Annotated in this window: 17 protein-coding genes and 1 pseudogene; 13 read left to right on the plus strand and 5 right to left on the minus strand. The window is 70.7% G+C overall.

All coding sequences use genetic code 11. The features are described from left to right. Window positions 1-13: 13 nt before the first annotated feature. Window positions 14-721: a DUF4184 family protein gene (locus QSK31_RS16120; protein WP_285684733.1), complete on the plus strand. Its 708-nt coding sequence runs from the start codon at window positions 14-16 to the stop codon at window positions 719-721. 2 nt (window positions 722-723) lie between these two features. Further along, window positions 724-1629, plus strand: coding sequence for an ADP-ribosylglycohydrolase family protein (locus tag QSK31_RS16125; RefSeq protein WP_285684734.1), 906 nt, complete (start codon window positions 724-726; stop codon window positions 1627-1629). Between the two features lie 185 nt (window positions 1630-1814). Here the strand turns inward: QSK31_RS16125 and QSK31_RS48815 are convergent. From QSK31_RS48815 to QSK31_RS16140, 3 genes and pseudogenes are all read right to left on the minus strand, one after another. Beyond that, window positions 1815-3575, minus strand: a pseudogene (locus tag QSK31_RS48815) (glycosyl hydrolase); the annotation flags it as partial. Continuing rightward, window positions 3572-4324 carry an HlyD family efflux transporter periplasmic adaptor subunit gene (locus QSK31_RS16135; RefSeq protein WP_285684735.1) on the minus strand — a complete coding sequence of 251 codons (753 nt, stop codon included), beginning with the start codon at window positions 4322-4324 and terminating at the stop codon, window positions 3572-3574. The gene QSK31_RS16135 and the pseudogene QSK31_RS48815, both read right to left, overlap by 4 nt. A 25-nt stretch (window positions 4325-4349) precedes the next feature. Then, window positions 4350-5843 carry a glycosyltransferase family 2 protein gene (locus tag QSK31_RS16140; RefSeq protein ID WP_285684737.1) on the minus strand — a complete coding sequence of 498 codons (1494 nt, stop codon included), beginning with the start codon at window positions 5841-5843 and terminating at the stop codon, window positions 4350-4352. 483 nt (window positions 5844-6326) lie between these two features. Between QSK31_RS16140 and thrS the strand changes: the two genes are divergently transcribed. After that, window positions 6327-8312, plus strand: a complete 1986-nt coding sequence (gene thrS, locus QSK31_RS16145; protein ID WP_285684738.1) for a threonine--tRNA ligase — start codon at window positions 6327-6329, stop codon at window positions 8310-8312. Then, window positions 8309-8815, plus strand: a complete 507-nt coding sequence (locus QSK31_RS16150; protein WP_285684739.1) for an HIT family protein — start codon at window positions 8309-8311, stop codon at window positions 8813-8815. Before thrS ends, QSK31_RS16150 begins: the two co-directional genes overlap by 4 nt. On the opposite strand, the gene QSK31_RS16155 is transcribed toward QSK31_RS16150, so the two are convergent. Then, window positions 8787-9359, minus strand: a complete 573-nt coding sequence (locus QSK31_RS16155; RefSeq protein ID WP_285684740.1) for a TetR/AcrR family transcriptional regulator — start codon at window positions 9357-9359, stop codon at window positions 8787-8789. The genes QSK31_RS16150 and QSK31_RS16155 overlap by 29 nt on opposite strands. Before the next feature lie 54 nt (window positions 9360-9413). On the opposite strand from QSK31_RS16155, the gene QSK31_RS16160 reads away from it, so the two are divergent. Further along, complete coding sequence (locus QSK31_RS16160) at window positions 9414-10697, plus strand: FAD-dependent monooxygenase (RefSeq protein ID WP_285684741.1); 1284 nt, start codon at window positions 9414-9416, stop codon at window positions 10695-10697. Between the two features lie 99 nt (window positions 10698-10796). Here QSK31_RS16160 and QSK31_RS16165 read toward each other — a convergent pair whose 3' ends face one another. After that, window positions 10797-12956, minus strand: coding sequence for an elongation factor G-like protein EF-G2 (locus tag QSK31_RS16165; protein ID WP_285684743.1), 2160 nt, complete (start codon window positions 12954-12956; stop codon window positions 10797-10799). A gap of 139 nt (window positions 12957-13095) precedes the next feature. On the opposite strand from QSK31_RS16165, the gene pgsA reads away from it, so the two are divergent. The 8 genes from pgsA (at window position 13096) to QSK31_RS16205 (ending at window position 19271) form a co-directional block, all read left to right on the plus strand. Continuing rightward, window positions 13096-13716, plus strand: coding sequence for a phosphatidylinositol phosphate synthase (gene pgsA, locus QSK31_RS16170; RefSeq protein ID WP_285684744.1), 621 nt, complete (start codon window positions 13096-13098; stop codon window positions 13714-13716). Continuing rightward, window positions 13713-14579 carry a phosphatidylinositol mannoside acyltransferase gene (locus QSK31_RS16175; RefSeq protein ID WP_285684745.1) on the plus strand — a complete coding sequence of 289 codons (867 nt, stop codon included), beginning with the start codon at window positions 13713-13715 and terminating at the stop codon, window positions 14577-14579. Before pgsA ends, QSK31_RS16175 begins: the two co-directional genes overlap by 4 nt. A 10-nt stretch (window positions 14580-14589) precedes the next feature. Further along, window positions 14590-15744, plus strand: a complete 1155-nt coding sequence (locus QSK31_RS16180) for a glycosyltransferase family 4 protein (protein ID WP_285684746.1) — start codon at window positions 14590-14592, stop codon at window positions 15742-15744. Window positions 15745-15777: 33 nt separating this feature from the next. Then, window positions 15778-16302, plus strand: coding sequence for a hypothetical protein (locus tag QSK31_RS16185; protein WP_285684747.1), 525 nt, complete (start codon window positions 15778-15780; stop codon window positions 16300-16302). A gap of 99 nt (window positions 16303-16401) precedes the next feature. Next, window positions 16402-17316: a pyridoxal 5'-phosphate synthase lyase subunit PdxS gene (gene pdxS / locus QSK31_RS16190; protein WP_285684748.1), complete on the plus strand. Its 915-nt coding sequence runs from the start codon at window positions 16402-16404 to the stop codon at window positions 17314-17316. After that, a complete protein-coding gene (gene pdxT / locus QSK31_RS16195) occupies window positions 17310-17906 on the plus strand; it encodes a pyridoxal 5'-phosphate synthase glutaminase subunit PdxT (protein ID WP_285684961.1) in 597 nt (198 codons plus the stop codon). The genes pdxS and pdxT overlap by 7 nt, the downstream gene beginning before the upstream one ends. A gap of 29 nt (window positions 17907-17935) precedes the next feature. Beyond that, window positions 17936-18688 carry a YebC/PmpR family DNA-binding transcriptional regulator gene (locus QSK31_RS16200; protein ID WP_285684750.1) on the plus strand — a complete coding sequence of 251 codons (753 nt, stop codon included), beginning with the start codon at window positions 17936-17938 and terminating at the stop codon, window positions 18686-18688. Between the two features lie 43 nt (window positions 18689-18731). Further along, a complete protein-coding gene (locus QSK31_RS16205) occupies window positions 18732-19271 on the plus strand; it encodes a Uma2 family endonuclease (protein ID WP_285684752.1) in 540 nt (179 codons plus the stop codon). Window positions 19272-19281 lie beyond the last annotated feature (10 nt).

Below are 19281 nucleotides of genomic sequence, written 5' to 3' on the forward strand. Positions count from 1 at the left end.
TAGCGTCGGGATCATGCCGTTGACGATTCCTACGCATCCGGTTGGTGTGGTGCCGTTGAAGATGTGGCGGCCTGCGTGGTTCGACGGGGTTGCCCTGGTGGTCGGGGCGGTTGCTCCGGATCTGTCGTACGCCATGCATGGGGTTGTCTCTCTGCACACCCACAATCTGGTGGCTCTGGTTTGGTGGGGAGTGCCTGTGACGGTGGTCCTGACTTTGCCGGTGCGCTGGGCGGCTCCGGTGATCGCCGCTCATCTGCCGGGGGTGGGGGACTTCGGTGTGCTCGGGACGGTGCGGCATCGGTGGTATGTGACCGTGGGGTCGGCGCTGATCGGGGCGTTCAGCCATCTCGCCTGGGACTGGATCACCCACCCCGGATATGTTCCGTCGCTCAGCCATGAGGTCCTGCCCGGGATGCCGTGGTGGGGACTGCTCTCCGACGCCTCCAACCTCGCGGGCTTCGTCGCCGGCACGATCATGGTGCTGCTCCTGGGGCGCGCCGGCCTCCTGCGGGAGTGGCACGGTCCGCCACCTGCGGTCGTACCCCGGCCTGCGGTCTTCTGGTCTGTCGTCGCCGGCACGGGCGCGTGCGGCGTGGCGGCGGTGCTGCTCAACCCGATCGACTGGTTCGCCGGGCAGGCCGTGCGGCTGATGCTGATCGCCGGGCTCGCGCTGCTGTTCGGGGCTGCCGCCACCCGGACCAAGGAGTTAGTCTCGAACTGATCATGTCTTTCACCCTCTACGCGGACACCCGGCTCCGCCTCGCCCGGGACAGCCTCGCCGGGCTCAGCGTCGGCGACGCGCTCGGCGCGCAGTACTTCGTGCCCGGCAACACCACCGGTGACCTGCTCGACGCGCGCACCCCGCCGCCGCCGTGGCCCTGGACCGACGACACCGAGCAGGCGTGCTGCCTGGTCGCCCGGCTCGGCGACGGGGACTTCGACCGCGACGGGTTCGCCGCGCTGCTGGCCGAGAAACACGACCCCTACCGCGGGTACGGGCCCGGCGCCGTCGTGATGCTCCGGCAGATCCGTGAGGGCGTGCCGTGGCCGATCGCCGCCGCGGCCGCCTTCGACGGGCAGGGCTCCTCCGGGAACGGCGCCGCGATGCGAGCGGCGCCGCTGGGCGCGTGGCACGCCGACTCGCTGGCGCACGCGGCCGTGCAGGGCGCCCGGGCCGCCGAGGTCACCCACGCCCACCCGGACGGCATCGCCGGTGGCGTGGCGGTCACCGTCGCGGCCGCGGTGGCGACGGCGGCCCGCCTGGACGGCCGGCGTCCCGACCTGCTGGGCGCGGTCCTGGCGCACACGCCGCCCGGGCACGTCCACGACGGACTGGTCCGGGCCCGTTCGCTCGACGGGGTGCAGCGGGCCGCCTACGAGCTCGGCTCCGGCGCTCGCGCCATGGCGGCGGACACCGTTCCGTTCGCGCTCTGGGCGGCGGCCCGCTACCTGGACGACTACCCGGCGGCCGTGGCGGCGTGCGTCTCCGCCGGCGGCGACGTGGACACCACCGCGGCCATCGCGGGCGGGGTCGTGGCGGCGTACACCGGGGTCGAGGGCATCCCACCCGGCTGGCTCGCCGCCCGCGAGCCCTTGCCCGCCTGGATGGACAGCCACTCCACCCAGTAGCGGACCATCGCGCGGCTGGTGCTCGGCTCCCGGGTCACTCCCGCGTCGAGGCGCCGGCGGGCGGCCGCCGGGTCGGACAGGGCCAGGTCAGCGGCGAACAGATCACCCCAGACCACCGGCTTGTCGCCGACCGTCCTCAGCCGGTCGGCCGACGGTCCGCGGTAGACCGCGCCGACGGTCAGCGGCAGCAGCTGGATGCCGAGGACGGACTCCGGCTTCGGGTCGAACCACGTCGCGAAGTCCACCTTGGCGTCCCACACGATGCCGGCGACGCTGTGCGCGTATCCCGGTTCGCGGGTCAGCCCGGTGCCCAGCCAGTACATCCGGGCCGTGGCGGCTTCCAGGGCGTAGTGCGTGATGCCGTACGCGGTCATCCCGGTGTTGCCCCGGACCTCGCCCCAGCGGACCACCGCCTCCCACGCCGCGACCGCCTCGCCGGAGGACTCCTGGTTGTTGCCGTCGGCGAAGGGCGCGAAGCCGGAGGCGGCCGAGCTGCCCAGGTAGGCGTTGAAGGCCCGGAACGGCGGCAACCCGCTGGCCGGCCCGATGGCCAGGGAACCGGCGTAGTCGCGGACGATCAGGTCGACCACGTCGCCGTAGTCGCTCGCGAACCCGGGGTCGGCCGCCGCCAGCACCGCCGCGGCGCGGACCAGGTAGCCGTACTGGAAGTGATGGTCGTTGTAGTCCTGGGCGCCGAACTCGGCCGGCACCGCGATCAGGCCGCCCCACGTCTTGTCGTAGCCGAAGTACCGTCCGTCGGCCGGTCCGGAATAGGTCAGCCAGTCGACCAGTTGCGGCCGCAGCCGGGCCAGCGCCGTCGTGTGCTGGGCGTTCGCGCCCGCGGCGGCGGCGACCTCGGCGATGGTGGACAGCCGGCCGAGCTCCTTGAGCCCGAAGTAGCTGCCGCCCGCGCCGGGTGGGTCGGCCAGGTCCCGGTCCAGGTCGGCGAGCACGGCACGCTGGGCGGCCGGGCTCAGAGCGACTTCCGGTACGGCCGTGAGCAGGTCCGGCATCGGCGCCTCGACGGTGATCGCGGAGGCCGTCGTCAACGACATCGTCCCGCGGGAGTCGGGGTACGAGCCGGCCGGCGCGGCCTTTCCCGCCTGCTGATGCGGGAGGAGGGCCCAGACGCCGGGCTTGTCCCGCGTCAATGTCTGGGTGACCTTCCCGTCCCGGTACGCCATTGTGGCCGTGGTCCGGACGACCGGGTCGCCGGTGCTGGCCTTCTCCCAGCTCGCCCGGTCGGACCCGGCGGGCACCCGGGCGACGGCGAGCTGCTCGCCGTCGCCGGCGACCGTCGTTCCGCCGACCTTCAGTCCGGCGCCGAGGACATCCCAGCGCCCGCCCGCGATGTCGAGCCGGGCCCGGGTCGCCGAGCCGCCGACGTCGCGGAAGGCGCCGGTCAGGCTCGGCTTCGCGCCCTGGAAGCGCAGCCACAGCACCGGGCTGCCCTGCACCACGGTGACGTCGACCCGCCCGCCGCCGGCCAGTTCCACGCGCAGGACGACGTGGAAGGCTCCGTAGCCGGCGACGCTGACGGCTCCGGTCGCGCTGCCCACGGTGAGGGCGGGCTGGAACGCCGTGATGATGGCGTTCGCCGAGCCGGTGACCGGCCCGCCGCTGATCTGCAGGCCGGCCGCGTCGGCCTTGACGGCCAGCGGGTGCGCCCAGATCGGCTGGGTGCGCGGCCCGGTCAGCGCCGAGCTCCACCACTGGTTGGTCGGCAGCGCCTGGCCCTTCAGGTCGCCCGCTTGCGCGGGCACCTTGGTCGGCGTGGAGGCGGCCGGGAGGGTTCCGGCGATGCTTCCCTTGCCGGTCACCGCGGGCAGGGCGATGGGTGTCTTCGCGGCGTCCTCCATGCGCGGGCCCGGTGCCGCCTCCTTGGTGGGCGAGGTGCATGCCGTCACTGTCAAGATCGCGATCAACGCCGCTGCGCGGAGCCTCATGCGCTGTTCACCGCGGGCGTACGGCCGACGGCCGTATTGGTGTCGACGACCACGTCGAACCGCAGGCCCGGCACCAAGGTCCGGACGGCCGCGGGATCGGGCTCGAGCACGACCGTGAGCAGGTCCGGCGCAGCGGTCGCCCCTCCGGCGTCCACCTTGGGCTCGACCTGCTGCAGCGTCGTGGCGATCCGGCCGGGCAGACCCGGGCCGGTCACGTAGGCGGTCATCCCGAGCCGCAGCTTGCGGAGCGTCTCGAGCGGCACGTCGACCTGGAACGCCAGGTCGGCCGGGTCGTACAGGGTGACGATCGGCTCGCCGGCGCGGGCGATCTGCCCGGCCGCGACGTTGATCTCGGTGACGACGCCGGCGGCGGGCGCGTGCAGCTCCTGCACCCGCGGCGCGCCACCGTCCGCGGTCAGGGTGACGGTGGCCAGCAGCGCACCGGCGGTCACGCTCTTGCGCTCGGTGGTCAGCACCCGGTCGACGACGGCGGCGTCGGGCGAGCCCACGGTGATCGGTTGCGCGGTGAGCACGGCCGTGCCGGCGTCCACCATGGTGCGATCGGCGAGGCGCTGCCGCACGATGTGGTTGCCGCCCGCCACGGCGGCGGTGACCAGGATCAGAACCACGGCGACGGTACGGGTGACCAGCAGCGCCCGGCGCAGCCGGTGCTTCGGAGGCTGGGCCCGCACGGCGGGGGTCTCGTCGGTCTCGTCGGTCTCGAGGGCAGGGGAGATCGTGGTGTTCATGGGTTTTGCCTTTCTCGGCAGGGGGTCAGACCGCGGCAGCGACAGGCTGCGGCTGTGCGGGCAGGTTCTCCGGCGCTGGAGCGGATGGGGTCACGCTCTTCCGGATGCGGCCGCCGGTGATCGATTCGAGGATCATCCGGCCGAGGATCAGCACGATCATCGCGGCCCAGCCGACGGACAGCCAGGTCGGCGCCGGGTCGGCCATCACCAGCACACCGACCACGATGGCGGTGGCGTTGAGCGTCAGGATGGCGACCAGGGGCATGACCGCCCAGAGCGACCGGCCGCTGTCGCCACCGGCGTTGGTGACCTTCCACTTCGACGGCCGGCCGATCAGCACGCCGCCGAGGGCTCGCAGGTGCACCGGCGCGGCGCCGATGCTGGCCACGATCGCGGACGGCTTGAACCCGCCGGACTGCAGCCAGGTGACCAGCAGCACGGCCGCCTGGAACGGCAGGTAGTGGGTGGCCCAGGTGAAGCCGTCGGCACGGATCGGGCTCAGCGCGAAGAGGAGATAGAGCGCCGGGAAGAGCATGAAGGTCAGCATCGCCAGCGACAGCAGGTAGTGGGTGCCGCAGAACAGGTACTGCAGACGCTGATCGAGGGTGAGGCCGGTGCCGCGTTTGAACAGCCGGCCCTTCAGCAGCACCTCGAAGCCGCCGCTGGCCCAGCGCAACTGCTGTTTGAGGTACGACGGGACGTCCTCCGGGGCCAGCCCGCGGGCCAGCACCTGGGGCACGTAGATCGATTTCCAGCCGCGCTTGTGCAGCTCGATCGACGTCCAGATGTCCTCGGAGTTGCTGCCCGTCCAGATGCCGCCGATGCTGTCCAGCGCCGCCCGCCGGAACATCACGTTGGTGCCGACGCAGAACGCGGCGTTGAAATGGTTCTTGCCGGGGCAGACCAGCTCGTAGAAGATCCGCTGCGCCTCGCCGGATCCGGTGGCGACCAGGTTGACGTTGTTCGTGTACGACTGCGGTGACTGCACGAACGCCACGTCCGGGTCCTGGAAGTGCGGCAGGATGCTGATCAGGAAACCGGGCTCGGGCACGTGGTCGGCGTCGAGGATGACGACGTACTCGCCGCCGGTGCGGGCCAGCCCGGCGTTCACGTTGCCCGCCTTGGCGTGCGCGCCGCCGGGGCGCCGCAGGTAACCGATGCCCACCTCCTCCGCGATCGCGCGCAGCTCGTCGCTGTCGCCGTCGTCGAGCAGGAACGTGCGGTGGGCCAGCTCCATGTCGCGGGCGGCGAGCATGGTGCGCCGGACCAGGGCCGGCTCCTCGCCGTACGCGGTGATCAGCACGTCGATGGACGGGACGTCCGCGCCGGCCCGGAGCCGGTTGCGCCAGACCGTGGCGTCCACGGCCTCGGGGCGGTCGTCGTGGGCCAGGATGGTCCACCACGTGCCGATCAGGTGCAGGGCGGTGAGTCCCTCGGCGACCAGCATGCTGATCCAGAGCCAGCCGGGACCGCGGTATGCCGGGTCGAGCAGGAACAGCTGGTAGAACACGGTTGCCACGAGCGCCGCGATGATTCCGACGCGTGTCGAGCGTTGCAGCGGCCGCCATGCCAGGCGGGCGCCTGCCCGAGCCGGTGGTGCGGACGGTGCCGTCATTAATGCTCCCGGAGAACTTGATATTCAGCGCCGTGAATTCGGTGCCGTCACCCAGAGAACAGGAAGTCGGGCCGATCTGCGAGTGCCTGCGGAACATTTCTTTCCGGTCACGGTCACGGGCCGGTAATGTGGCTTGCGAATAACAATTGATCATGTCCTGACCTGCACCTGAAAGTGTCCTGATCAATTTCTCCAAGAATGTGACGTAGCCGATCAGTGAGCGACGTTACAGTCGTGATTGAGCTCCGAGGCGCGTTCTTTCAATGACTCCGAAATGACGGAGAAACCTGAAGTGATGTGTCGGCGGTAACACCCTTTCGAGATGGCGCCCGGCCCGACCGGTAGCATCGGAGCCGATTACGCGCTTCGCCCAGAAGGAGAAACACCGTGGCTGCACCACTCGTCGTTCCGGCCGGGACCACTGCGGGCGACGCGGTGACGACTGCGGGGCTGCAGGCGTTCGGGCCGAAGGCGGTCGTCGTGGTGCGCGACCCGGGCGGCCGGCTGCGCGACCTGGACTGGGCGCCGGAACTCGACACCGAGGTCACCCCGGTGGCGCTGGACGAGCCCGACGGTCTGAACGTGCTGCGCCACTCGGCCGCGCACGTGCTCGCGCAGGCCGTGCAGGACACCTTCCCGGAGGCGAAACTCGGCATCGGGCCGCCGATCGAGAACGGGTTCTACTACGACTTCGACGTGGCCAAGCCGTTCGTACCCGAAGATCTTGCGAAGCTCGAGAAGCGGATGCAGGAGATCGTCAAGGCCGGGCAGAAATTCAAGCGCCGGGTGTACGGGTCGCTGGACGAGGCCAAGGTCGAGCTGGCGAACGAGCCCTACAAGCTGGAACTGGTCGACATCAAAGGTGAGATCGGCTCAGCCGACCTTGAAGCCGAGGTGATGGAGGTCGGCGCGGGGGAGCTGACCGCCTACGACAACCTCGACGCCAAGGACGGCCACCGCATCTGGGGCGACCTGTGCCGCGGCCCGCACCTGCCGTCGACCCGGCTGATCCCGGCGTTCAAGCTGATGCGCAGCGCCGCAGCCTACTGGCGCGGCAGTGAGAAGAACCCGCAGCTCCAGCGGGTCTACGGCACCGCGTGGCCGACCCGCGACGCGCAGAAGGACTACCTGCGCATGCTGGAGGAGGCGGCCCGCCGCGACCACCGCAAGCTGGGCGCCGACCTCGACCTGTTCTCCTTCCCCGACGAGATCGGCTCCGGCCTCGCGGTGTTCCACCCCAAGGGCGGGATCATCCGGCGGGAGATGGAGAACTACTCGCGCATCAAGCACGAGCAGGCCGGCTACTCGTTCGTCAACACCCCGCACATCACCAAGGCGGACCTGTTCGAGACGTCCGGCCACCTCGGCTGGTACGCGGACGGCATGTTCCCGCCCATGGAGATGGAAGGCGCGACCTACTACCTCAAGCCGATGAACTGCCCGTTCCACGACCTGATCTTCCGGTCGCGCGGGCGCTCCTACCGTGAGCTGCCGCTGCGGATGTTCGAGTTCGGCACGGTCTACCGCTACGAGAAGTCCGGCGTGGTGCACGGCCTCACCCGGGTGCGCGGCATGACGCAGGACGACGCGCACATCTTCTGCACCGAGGAGCAGATGGCGGACGAGCTGAAGTCGCTGCTCCAGTTCGTGCTGGACCTGCTCCGTGACTACGGCCTCGACGACTTCTACCTCGAGCTGTCCACGCGCAACCCGGCGAAGTCGGTCGGCACCGACGAGAACTGGGAGAAGGCCACCGAGGCGCTGCGGTCCGCGGCGAGCGAGTCCGGGCTCGACCTGGTGCCCGACCCGGAGGGCGCGGCGTTCTACGGCCCGAAGATCAGCGTGCAGGCCAAGGACGCGATCGGCCGGACCTGGCAGATGTCGACCATCCAGGTGGACTTCAACCTGCCGGAGCGGTTCAACCTGGAGTACTCCGCGGCCAGCGGCGGCCGGGAGCGCCCGGTGATGATCCACCGTGCGCTGTTCGGGTCGATCGAGCGGTTCTTCGGCGTGCTGACCGAGCACTACGCGGGCGCGTTCCCGGCCTGGCTGGCGCCGGTGCAGGTGGTCGGCATCCCGATCCGCGACGACCACGACGCCTACCTGCAGTCCTTCGTGGACACACTGCGGCGCGAGGGCTTCCGGGCCGAGGTGGACCGCTCCGACGACCGGATGCAGAAGAAGATCCGCACCGCCCAGCAGCAGAAGGTCCCGTTCATGGTGATCGCCGGCGACGACGACGTGGCCGCCGGGACGGTGTCGTTCCGCTACCGCGACGGGTCGCAGCGCAACGGGGTGCCGCTGGACGAGGCGGTCGCCCACGTCGCCGACGTCGTACGCAGCCGGGTGAACACCGGTCCGTCGGCGTCATGAGCGAGCCGGACGGCCTCGAGCGGCTGTGGACACCGCACCGGATGGCTTACGTCACCGGCTCGGATCAGCCGCCGGGTTGTCCGTTCTGCGACGCGCCGCAGCACTCCGACGAGGAGAAGCTGATCGTCGCGCGCGGCACATCGGTGTACGCGATCCTGAACCTGTATCCGTACAACCCCGGCCACCTGCTGATCTGCCCGTACCGGCACGTCGCCGACTACACCGAGCTCACCGACCAGGAGGTGGCCGAGGTGGCCGCCTTCACCCGCAAGGCGATGGTGACGATCCGCCGGGCGAGCAGCCCGCACGGCTTCAACCTGGGCATGAACCAGGGCTCGGTGGCCGGGGCGGGCATCGCCGCGCACCTGCACCAGCACGTGGTGCCTCGGTGGGGCGGCGACGCCAACTTCATGCCGGTGATCGGCCGCACCAAGACGATGCCGATGCTGCTCGCCGACACCCGCGACCTGCTGGCTAAGGCCTGGTCGTCGCCAGCGCCCTGATCCCGGCGACCACCTGCTCGGCGGACGGGGCGTTCTCCGGGTCGGTCATGTGCTGGATGAGCACGCCGGACATCAGCGCCATCTGTACCGAGCCCAGCGTCTGCACGGTTTCCCCGTCGATGGACTCCTCGGGCCGACCGGTGATCAGCGCCGCCATGCCCGAGCGGCCCTGCCGGATCCCGTCCGCCATCTGTTCCCGCAGCTCCGGCGCGTGCTCGGCCTGAACCATCGCCTCGACCGTGGCCATGAAGAGCTGCCGGTCCTGCCGGGCCGTGGTGATGATCCGGCGCCACAGCCGGACCAGCGGCTCGTCGTCCTTGTCGCTCTCGTCGTCGACCAGCGCGGCCGTGATCGTCTGACCCCAGTCGTCCACCGCGCTGAGCATGGCGGCGTTCATCAGGGCCTTGGTCGAGCCGTAGTGGTAGCCGATCGAACCCAGGTTGGTGCCCGACACGGCCACGATGTCGCGCGCGGTGGTTTGCGCGTAGCCCTTGTCGTACAGGCACCGGCGTGCGCCGGCCAGCAGGTCTTCACGGTGGCCCATGCCCGTCATCCTAAGTTCTATACAAACGTATAAGACGTTTGTATAGTAGCTCTCATGAGGAACCGAGAGGTGCTGATCTCGGGGGCCGGCGTGGCAGGTCCCCTCCTGGCGTACTGGCTGGGCCGCTACGGTCTGCGGCCGACAGTCGTCGAGCGGGCGCCCGCCCTGCGCGACGGCGGCTACAAGGTGGACGTGCGCGGCAAGGCGATCGAGGTGCTCAAGCGGACCGGCGTCTACGAGACGGCCCACGCGAAGGACACCGGCATGCGGCAGGTCACCTACGTGACCGCGACCGGCGGGAAGGTCGCCGCCCTGGACGCCGACCTGCTGATGGGCCGCCGCGGCGACGACATCGAGGTGATGCGCGGCGACCTCGTCCGGATCCTGCACGACGCGGCGGCGCCGGCCACCGAGTTCATCTACGGCGACGCGATCGCCTCGATCTCACCCGACGGGGACGTGGTCTTCGAGAGCGGCCGGTCGCGGCGGTTCGACGTGATCGTGGGGGCGGACGGTCTGCACTCGGCGACCCGGCGGATGGCCGGGCTGGACGCGCCGCTGCGGCACCTGGGGGCGTACCTCTCGATCTGCACCGTGCCCAACGATCTGCGCCTGGACCACGAGGAGGTCTTCTGGGCCGCGCCCGGGCGCATGGTCTTCCTCTACAGCACCGGGCCGGACGACCCGGCCAAGGCGGGGATGATCTTCGCGTCGCCGGAGCTGCCGCGGGCGTCGGTCACGCGCGAGCTGGTGGCGTCGCGGTTCGCCGGCGACGGCTGGCAGGTGCCGCGGCTGCTCGAAACGATCCTGGGCGACGCGGCCCCAAAGTCGATCTTGAACGACGGCGCGGCCACCGCCGCCGCCCCCACCCCTCTGGGTGGGCGGCAACGTAGCACGGGCGAGGCAAGCGGCGACGACTTCTTTGTGGACAGCCTGAGTCAGGTGGATATCCCGCGGTGGTCGGCCGGGCGTGTGGTACTGCTCGGCGACGCGGCCTTCTGCCCCTCGCCGGCCTCCGGGCAGGGGACCAGCACGGCGCTGTGCGGCGCCTACGTCCTGGCCCGGGCGCTGGCCCGGCACGAGACCCCGGCGCGGGCCTTCGCCGAGTACGAGGACACGATGCGGCCCTACACCGACCGCAACATCGCCCTGGGCAGGAAGATGGCCGGGCAGATGGTGCCGGGCGGGCGGGTGAGCATCGCGATGCGCAACTATGCGATGCGGACCCTGCGCCTCAACCCGTGGCACCGGCAGATCATCGCGTCGGTCAACAAGCCGATCTTCGAGGCCGCCAACGCGATCGAGCTGCCCGCGGAAGCGACGCCCGTCGCCGCCTGACCCGGTGCGGCCCCGCGGTGCGGCCCCGCGGTGCGGCCCCGCGGTGCGGCCCCGCGGTGCGGCCCCGCGGGTGCAGGGCCGCGCGTGCGGGGCCTGTTGCTAGCGGGCGGCGTGCTCCTTGCGGATCGCGTCGGCGAGGTGGGCGGGCATCGCCTCGTGGCGGGCGTACGTGCGGCTGAACGTCCCCGCCCCGGAGGACAGGGCGCGCAGCTCCACCGCGTACCGGATCAGCTCGGTCGCCGGAACCTCGGCCCGCACCAGGCTGAACTCGCCGCTCTCGTCCGCCTCCGACCCGAGCGGGCGGCCCCGCCGGCCGGAAAGGTCGCTCATCACGGCGCCGACGTACTCGTCGGGCACCTTCACCACGACCTCGTCGACCGGCTCCAGCAGGACCACCTCGGCGGCCGCCGCTGCCTCCTTCAGAGCCAGCGCCCCGGCGGTCTGGAACGCGGCGTCGGACGAGTCGACGCTGTGCGCCTTGCCGTCGTAGAGCGTCACCTTGAGGTCGACGACCGGGTATCCGGCGACGATGCCCTTCGCCAGCTGGGCGCGGACACCCTTCTCCACCGACGGGATGTAGTTGTGCGGCACGGCGCCGCCCACCACCTTGTCGGCGAACTCGAAGCCGGACCCTCGGGGGAGCGGCTCGACCCGGATGTCGCATACCGCGTACTGGCCGTGGCCGCCGCTCTGCTTGACGTGCCGGCCGTGGCCGTTCGCCTCGCTGCCGAACGTCTCGCGCAGGGAGACCTTGACCGGCTCGGTGTCCAGCTCGACGCCGCCCGCGCGGAGCCGGTCGAGCACCACCTCGGCGTGCGACTCGCCCATGCACCACAGGACGAGCTGATGGGTGTCGGCGTTGCGTTCCAGCCGCAGGGTCGGGTCGCCGGCCACCAGGCGGGCCAGGTTCTTGGCGAGGGCGTCCTCGTCGGAGCGGGACTTGGCGACCACCGCGATCGGGAGCAGCGGCTCGGGCATCCGCCACGGCTCCATCAGCATCGGGTCGTCCTTGCCGGAGAGCGTGTCGCCGGTCTCGGCGCTGCCCGACTTGGTGATCGCGCAGATGTCGCCGGCGATGCACGAGCCCACCTCGCGCAGCTGCGCGCCCAGCGGGGCGTAGATGTGCGCCACCCGCTCGTCGGCGTCGTGGTCGGGGTGGCCGCGCTCGGCCAGGCCGTGCCCGGACACGTGCACCACCGACTCGGGCGTGAGCGTGCCGGAGAAGACCCGGACCAGCGAGACCCGGCCGACGTGCCGGTCGATCGTGGTCTTCACGACCTCGGCGACCAGCGGGCCGTCCGGATCGCAGGTGAGCGGCTGCTTGGGCGAGCCGTCGACGCCGGTGACCATGGGCAGGTCGTGTTCCAGGGGCGAGGGCGCGCCGGAGACCAGGCCGTCGAGCAGGGCGTCCAGGCCGACGCCGGTGGCCGCGCAGACCGGGATGACCGGGTAGAAGTGGCCGCGGGCCACGGCTTTCTCCAGGTCGGGGACCAGCACCTCGGGGCCGACCTGTTCGCCCTCGAGGTACCGGTCCATCAGGGACTCGTCCTCGCTCTCCGCGATGATCCCCTCGATCAGCTGGTTGCGGTCCTCCTCGACCGGGGTCAGGTGGCCCTGCTCGGCCCGGCCGACCTCCGGCGGGTAGCCCGCCGAGTAGTCCAGCACCCGCAGCGTGACCAGTCCGAGCAGCCCGGCGATGGAGCTGCCGTCGTCGCCCAGCATCGGGCGGTAGATCGGCAGCACGTTCTCGCCGAAGGCGTCCTGGCAGTCGGCCACGGTCTCGTCGAAGTCGGCGCGCGGGTGGTCCAGCCGGGTGATCGCGACCGCGCGGGGCATCCCGACGGCGGCGCACTCGGCCCACAGCGCGGTGGTGGCCGCGTCCACGCCGTCGACCGCGGACACCACGAAGAGGGCGGCGTCCGCGGCCCGCAGGCCGGCGCGCAGCTCCCCGACGAAGTCGGCATACCCGGGGGTGTCCAGGAGATTGATCTTCACCCCGTCGTGGACGAGCGGGGCGCAGGACAGGGCGACGGATCGTTGTTGCCGTACGGCCGCCGGATCGTGGTCGGTCACCGTGGTGCCGTCGGCGACCGAGCCCGCCCGGGGGATCGTCGACGTGGCGGCGAGCAGCGCCTCGACCAGCGTCGTCTTCCCGGAACCGGAATGGCCCACCAGCACCACGTTGCGTACCCTGCCGGGCTCGGTCACCACCGGCGCGGCGGCGCCGGTGACCCCCTTGTCCGAAGTCCTCTGCGCCATGCGAGCGCACCTCCGTTTCCCGGGTGTTACGACACTATTGTGAGATCCCACACCCCCGGTGTCCGCGCCGCAACCCCCCGTAGTCATACGACCCTGGGCGGATGACGCCGAATCGGCACGCCGATACAGTGGGACCGCCATGGCAAAGATCTTCAGCGTTCCGGCCCGCCTCGTCCTCGCGCATGTCGTCGACCCGACCGCCCGATTCCTGCTCCGCCGGGGGGTCACGCCGAACGCCGTCACCGTAGCGGGGACGGCCGGCGTGGTGATCGGGGCTCTCGCGCTGGGCGCCCGCGGCCATCTGGTAGCGGGCGCGCTGGTCGTCACGTTCTTCGCGCTCACCGACATGCTCGACGGCACGATGGCCCGGATGCGCGGTCCGGCGGGCAACTTCGGCGCGCTGCTCGACTCGTCGATGGACCGGCTCGCCGACGCGGCCGTGTTCGGCGCGGTCATCTTCTACCTCTACGGGCAGGACAACCCCTACAACGGCATCGTCGCCGGCCTCATCTGCCTCTCGGCCGGCCAGGTGGTCTCTTATGTGAAGGCCCGCGCGCAGAGCCTCGGCCTGAACGCCGACGTCGGCCTCGCCGAGCGCGCCGAACGCCTGATCCTGGTCGGCGTCGGCGGCCTGCTCACCGGCTTCGGGCTGGACTGGGGGCTGCCCGCGGCGCTCTGGTTGCTGGCCGTCCTGAGCCTGGTCACGGTGTTCCAGCGCCTGATCGCCGCGGCCCGCAGCGACAAGGTGCCCACCGAGTGAAGGACAGGCTGACCGAGCTGGGCTACGCGGCGGGCTGGCGGCTGGTCCGCGCGCTGCCCCAGCCGGTCGCGACGCGGCTCTTCACCACCGCCGCCGACCGCGCGTGGAAGAAGAACGGCCCGGGGACCCAACGGCTGCGTCGCAACCTTCAGCAGGTCACGGGTCCGGCTTTCGAGGAGACTCTGGTACGCGATGGGCTGCGGTCGTACGCGCGGTACTGGATGGAGGCCTTCCGCCTGCCGTCCCTGACCAAGGCGCAGCACCTCGACGGATTCCACCTGGTGCAGGCGGACGAGTTCCACAAGGTGCTGGCCGAGGGGAACGGCATCATCCTGGCGTTGCCGCACATGGGCAACTGGGACGCCGCCGCCGCGTGGGTGTCGGCCAGCGGGCACCGGCTCGTCACGGTCGCCGAGCGGCTCAAGCCGGAAAAGGTGTACAAGCAGTTCATGGCCTACCGCGAGGCGCTCGGCATGGAGGTCCTCCCACTGACCGGCGCGGCCCGGCCGCCGATCGACGTGCTCGCCGAGCGGGCCGACCAGGGCTTCGCGATCGCGCTGCTCAGCGATCGCGACCTCTCCTCGCGCGGCGTGGAGGTCGAGTTCTTCGGCGGGCGGACCCGGATGCCGGCCGGCCCGGCGCTGCTCGCGCTGCGTACCCGGGCGCCTCTCTACGCCGTCGACATTCATTACACGCCCGAGCGGGCTGTCGCCGAGATCCGGCGCGTCGAGGTGCCCGACGAGTCCGCGGGCACGATGGCCGAACGCGTCAAGCTGGTCACCCAGCGGCTGGCCGACGCCTACGCGGTGGGCATCGCCGCGCACCCGCAGGACTGGCACATGCTCCAGAAGCTGTGGTTGTGAGGGCTGGGACGTGCGGATCGGGATCGTCTCGCCGTACTCGTTCGACGTGCCCGGCGGCGTGCAGAACCACATCGTCGACCTCGCCGAGGCGCTGATCGGGCTGGGCCACGAGGTGTCCGTGCTGGCCCCGGCCGACGAGGACGCCGACCTCCCGCCGTACGTCGTCCCGGCCGGGCGAGCGGTGCGCTTCCCGTACAACGGGTCGGTGGCCCGGATCTCGTTCGGGCCGGTGTCGTCCGCGCGGGTCCGGCGCTGGCTGTCCCGCGGCGAGTTCGACGTGCTGCACGTGCACGAGCCGTTCGTGCTCAGCCTGTCGATCCTGGCCGTGCTGTCGTCCCGTGGACCGGTGGTCGCCACCTTCCACACCGCGATGACCCGCTCCCGGGCGCTCGCCGCCGCGCAGGGGATGTTGCAGGTGGTGATGGAGAAGATCACCGCGCGCATCGCGGTCAGCGAGCCGGCCCGCAAGGTGCAGGTCGAGCACCTGGGCGGCGGCGCGGTGGAGATCCCGAACGGGGTGGCGGTGGCCAAGTTCGCCCACGCGGAGCCGCTGCCCGGCTGGCCCGGCAAGGGCGGCACGCTGGGCTTCCTGGGCCGCTTCACGGAGTCGCGCAAGGGCTTTCCGATCTTGCGTACGGCGTTCGTCACGCTGGCCCGGCAGCGTCCGGAGCTGCGGCTGCTGGTGGCGGGCCCGGGCGACCGGGACGACCTCTACGAACTGTTCCCGGCCGACGTCCGCGACCGGGTCGAGTTCCTGGGGCTGGTCAGTGAGACGGACAAGGCCCGGATGTTACGCAGCGTCGACATCTACGTGGCACCGAACACGGGCGGTGAGTCCTTCGGGATGATCCTGACCGAGGCCATGTCGGCCGGCACCACGGTCGCCGCGAGCGACCTGGACGCCTTCCGCCGGGTGCTGGACGGCGGCCGGGCCGGGGCGATCTTCCCGAACGGCGACGCGCCCGCTCTGACCGCGCTGCTGGCGGAACTTCTCGACGATCCGGCGCGGCGGAGAGAGCTCGCGGCGGCCGCGTCCGTCGCCGTCAAGGCGTTTGACTGGCCGAGCGTAGCCAGTCGTGTACTCGAGGTGTATGCCGCGGCGATAGAGGCGACAGACGGCCGGGTGATGGACGAGGAGTGGTCCGAACCACGGCCGGGCACGTAACTCTTCGAAACCAAACGGCACTACCATTCCGGCATGCGTGTCGTGCTGGGCGTCGTGGTGGTGATCGCCTTGCTGTCCGCGTACCTGTGGTGGACCGCTCATCGGGTGCAGCGGGTGCACACCCGTGCCGCCTCCGCGGGCCGGGCCCTCGACCAGCATCTGCTGCGCCGTGCGGCGGCCGCCGCCGTGGTGGCCGAGCGCACCGAGACGGTCGAGCTGTACGCGGCCGCCCGCCTGGCCCTGGACGCGGTGCCGGGCGAACGTGAGGCGGCCGAGAACGACCTGACCCGCCAGCTGGCCTCGGTGCCGCTCACGGCCACCGATGAGGCCACCCGCACGTTGGTGGCCACCAGCCGGCGCGTGGTCCTCGCCAGGCAGGTGCACACCGACACGGTCCGTGACGCCCTACGCGCCCGCCGCCGCCCGGTGGTACGCGTGTTCGGGCTGGCCAGGAGCTATCCGCGACCGGAGTACTTCGACATCGTCGAGCCCGTGCTGACGGACCTGAACGTGGTCGTCGCCCCGCGAGCCCCTGCCGCCGCCGTCGAGGCGGCCTGACCGCAGCAGGCCACTTGGCCCTCGATTGGCCCTCGTTGGACCCCTGCGCCCGCTTTTAGAATTCCCCACGCATACCCACCAGCGTGAGGAGCGTCATCAGTGTCCGAGAGCGCAGCAACCACGACGCAGCAGCCGGCGGTCGGCACCGCCCGGGTCAAGCGCGGCATGGCCGAGATGCTCAAGGGCGGTGTGATCATGGACGTGGTCACCCCGGAGCAGGCGAAGATCGCCGAGGACGCCGGCGCGGTCGCGGTGATGGCGCTCGAGCGGGTCCCCGCCGACATCCGCGCGCAGGGCGGGGTCTCGCGCATGAGCGACCCCGACATGATCGACGGCATCATCGCCGCGGTGTCCATCCCGGTGATGGCCAAGGCCCGGATCGGCCACTTCGTCGAGGCGCGGGTGCTCCAGGCGCTCGGCGTCGACTACGTGGACGAGTCCGAGGTGCTGACCCCGGCCGACTACGCCAACCACATCGACAAGTGGCAGTTCACCGTGCCGTTCGTGTGCGGGGCGACCAACCTGGGCGAGGCGCTGCGGCGGATCACCGAGGGCGCGGCCATGATCCGCTCCAAGGGCGAGGCCGGCACCGGCGACGTCTCCAACGCCACCACGCACATGCGGCAGATCCGGCAGGAGATCCGCCGGCTGCAGAACCTGCCCGAGGACGAGCTCTACGTGGCCGCCAAGGAGCTCCAGGCGCCGTACGAGCTGGTCAAGGAGGTCGCCGAGGCGGGCAAGCTGCCGGTCGTGCTGTTCACCGCTGGCGGCATCGCCACCCCGGCGGACGCGGCGATGATGATGCAGCTCGGCGCCGAGGGCGTCTTCGTCGGCTCCGGCATCTTCAAGGCAGGCAACCCGGCCCAGCGCGCCGCCGCGATCGTCAAGGCCACCACCTTCCACGACGACCCGGAGATGATCGCCAAGGTCTCCCGCGGTCTCGGCGAGGCCATGGTCGGCATCAACGTGGAGGACGTCCCGCAGCCGCACCGTCTTGCCGAGCGCGGCTGGTGATCGGTGTCCTGGCGCTCCAGGGTTCCTTCCGGGAGCACGCCCGGGCACTGACGTCCTGTGGCGCCGACGCCGTCCCGGTCCGGCGCCCGGAAGAGCTGGACGCGGTGGACGCGCTGGTGATCCCGGGTGGCGAATCGACCGTGATGAGCAAGCTGGCGATCACGTTCGAGCTGCTGGAGCCCCTGCGCAAGAAGATCGCTTCCGGCCTGCCCGTCTACGGGTCGTGCGCCGGCATGATCATGCTGGCCTCGACGGTGCTGGACGGGCGGCCCGACCAGGAGACCTTCGGCGGCATCGAGATGACCGTGCGGCGCAACGCCTTCGGGCGGCAGGTCGAGTCGTTCGAGGGCCCGGTCGACATTTCCGACATCGCGGGCGGGCCGTTCGACGCGGTCTTCATCCGGGCGCCCTGGGTGGAGCAGGTGGGTCCAGAGGTGCAGGTGATGGGGCGCGTCACAGCCGGCCCGGCCGCCGGTAGGATTGTGGCCGTCCGGCAGGGCAACCTGCTCGCCACGGCTTTCCACCCGGAGCTCACCGGCGACCTTCGCGTGCACCGGTACTTCGTCGAGATGGTCCGCCGGGCCGCCTGACGAACGACGGATTCACACGGAGGTAACGCATGTCCGGCCACTCCAAGTGGGCGACGACCAAGCACAAGAAGGCCGTCATCGACGCCAAGCGCGGCAAGATGTTCGCCAAGCTGATCAAGAACGTCGAGGTCGCGGCCCGGGTCGGCGGTGGTGATCCGTCCGGTAACCCCACGCTCTACGACGCGATCCAGAAGGCGAAGAAGAGCTCGGTCCCCAACGACAACATCGCCAACGCGGTCAAGCGCGGCTCCGGCCTCGAGGCCGGCGGCGCCGACTGGCAGACGATCATGTACGAGGGTTACGGCCCCAACGGCGTCGCCCTGCTGATCGAGTGCCTCACCGACAACCGCAACCGCGCGGCCACCGAGGTCCGCACCGCGCTGACCCGCAACGGCGGCACGTTCGCCGACGCCGGCAGCGTGTCCTACCTGTTCAACCGCAAGGGCGTGATCATCGTCCCCAAGGGTGAGCTGACCGAGGACGACGTGATGATGGCGGTGCTCGAGGCGGGCGCCGAGGAGATCAACGACCTGGGCGACTCGTTCGAGGTGGTCAGCGAGCCGACCGACCTGGTGGCGGTGCGCACGGCGCTGCAGGACGCGGGCATCGACTACGACTCGGCCGAGTCCTCCCTGGTGCCGACCATGACGGTCGAGGTCGACGAGGAAGCGGCCCGCAAGGTGCTCAAGCTCATCGACGTCCTCGAGGACTCCGACGACGTCCAGAACATCTACGCCAACTTCGACGTTCCCGACGACGTCATGGCTAAGATTGACGTGTGACAAGTGTTCATGTGACTAGTAGGGTGAGGGGGTGCTCGCCGTTATGACGAACTTCAATCTGCCCCCGATCGAGGACATCGACGTCGATGATCTTGGCTCCCTGCCGGCGGGTTACCGTTATGAGCTCCATGACGGAAACCTCGTCATCATGACGCCATCCACCTACTGGCATAAGGTGATGGCTCGTCGGCTCATGCTCATGCTGTACGCGGCCGGACTCGAGGTCCTCCAGGACCCTGGAATCCGTGGGGATCGGCCGCGCGACAGTCGCCTTCCTGACCTCGGTGTGGTGAAGGCTCTACCGCGCGAGCTGCCTGAATACTCGAACCTTCCTGGCTCGGCCTTTCAGATGGTCATCGAGATCGTCTCCGAGAGCTCTCCCAACGGGGAATACGCCGAGAAGGCGCATTGGTATGCGGAGCGCGCCATCCCGGAGTACTGGATCGTCGACCGCACTCCCGACCGCTCGTACGACGACGCTCAGGTTCACCTGAACCGGCTGGCGCTCTCCGGAGACGTGCCTACTTACGTGCGGGAGCGGTCGGTGCGGCTCTCGGACCTGGAGTCCGAATACCAGAGCTAGTGCGCTGATT

Source organism: Actinoplanes sp. NBRC 103695 (genome assembly GCF_030269485.1).
In the GTDB taxonomy this organism is placed as follows: domain Bacteria; phylum Actinomycetota; class Actinomycetes; order Mycobacteriales; family Micromonosporaceae; genus Actinoplanes.

What these genes read in the sequence shown, in the direction of transcription:
- QSK31_RS16125 (WP_285684734.1), top strand. Translation starts at nt 724, where the DNA reads ATGTCTTTCACCCTCTACGCGGACACCCGGCTCCGCCTCGCCCGGGAC.
- QSK31_RS16185 (WP_285684747.1), top strand. Translation starts at nt 15,778, where the DNA reads ATGCGTGTCGTGCTGGGCGTCGTGGTGGTGATCGCCTTGCTGTCCGCG.
- QSK31_RS16205 (WP_285684752.1), top strand. Translation starts at nt 18,732, where the DNA reads ATGACGAACTTCAATCTGCCCCCGATCGAGGACATCGACGTCGATGAT.
- pgsA (WP_285684744.1), top strand. Translation starts at nt 13,096, where the DNA reads ATGGCAAAGATCTTCAGCGTTCCGGCCCGCCTCGTCCTCGCGCATGTC.
- QSK31_RS16200 (WP_285684750.1), top strand. Translation starts at nt 17,936, where the DNA reads ATGTCCGGCCACTCCAAGTGGGCGACGACCAAGCACAAGAAGGCCGTC.
- QSK31_RS16135 (WP_285684735.1), bottom strand. Translation starts at nt 4,324, where the DNA reads ATGAACACCACGATCTCCCCTGCCCTCGAGACCGACGAGACCGACGAG.
- QSK31_RS16150 (WP_285684739.1), top strand. Translation starts at nt 8,309, where the DNA reads ATGAGCGAGCCGGACGGCCTCGAGCGGCTGTGGACACCGCACCGGATG.
- QSK31_RS16155 (WP_285684740.1), bottom strand. Translation starts at nt 9,359, where the DNA reads ATGGGCCACCGTGAAGACCTGCTGGCCGGCGCACGCCGGTGCCTGTAC.
- QSK31_RS16165 (WP_285684743.1), bottom strand. Translation starts at nt 12,956, where the DNA reads ATGGCGCAGAGGACTTCGGACAAGGGGGTCACCGGCGCCGCCGCGCCG.
- QSK31_RS16160 (WP_285684741.1), top strand. Translation starts at nt 9,414, where the DNA reads ATGAGGAACCGAGAGGTGCTGATCTCGGGGGCCGGCGTGGCAGGTCCC.
- QSK31_RS16120 (WP_285684733.1), top strand. Translation starts at nt 14, where the DNA reads ATGCCGTTGACGATTCCTACGCATCCGGTTGGTGTGGTGCCGTTGAAG.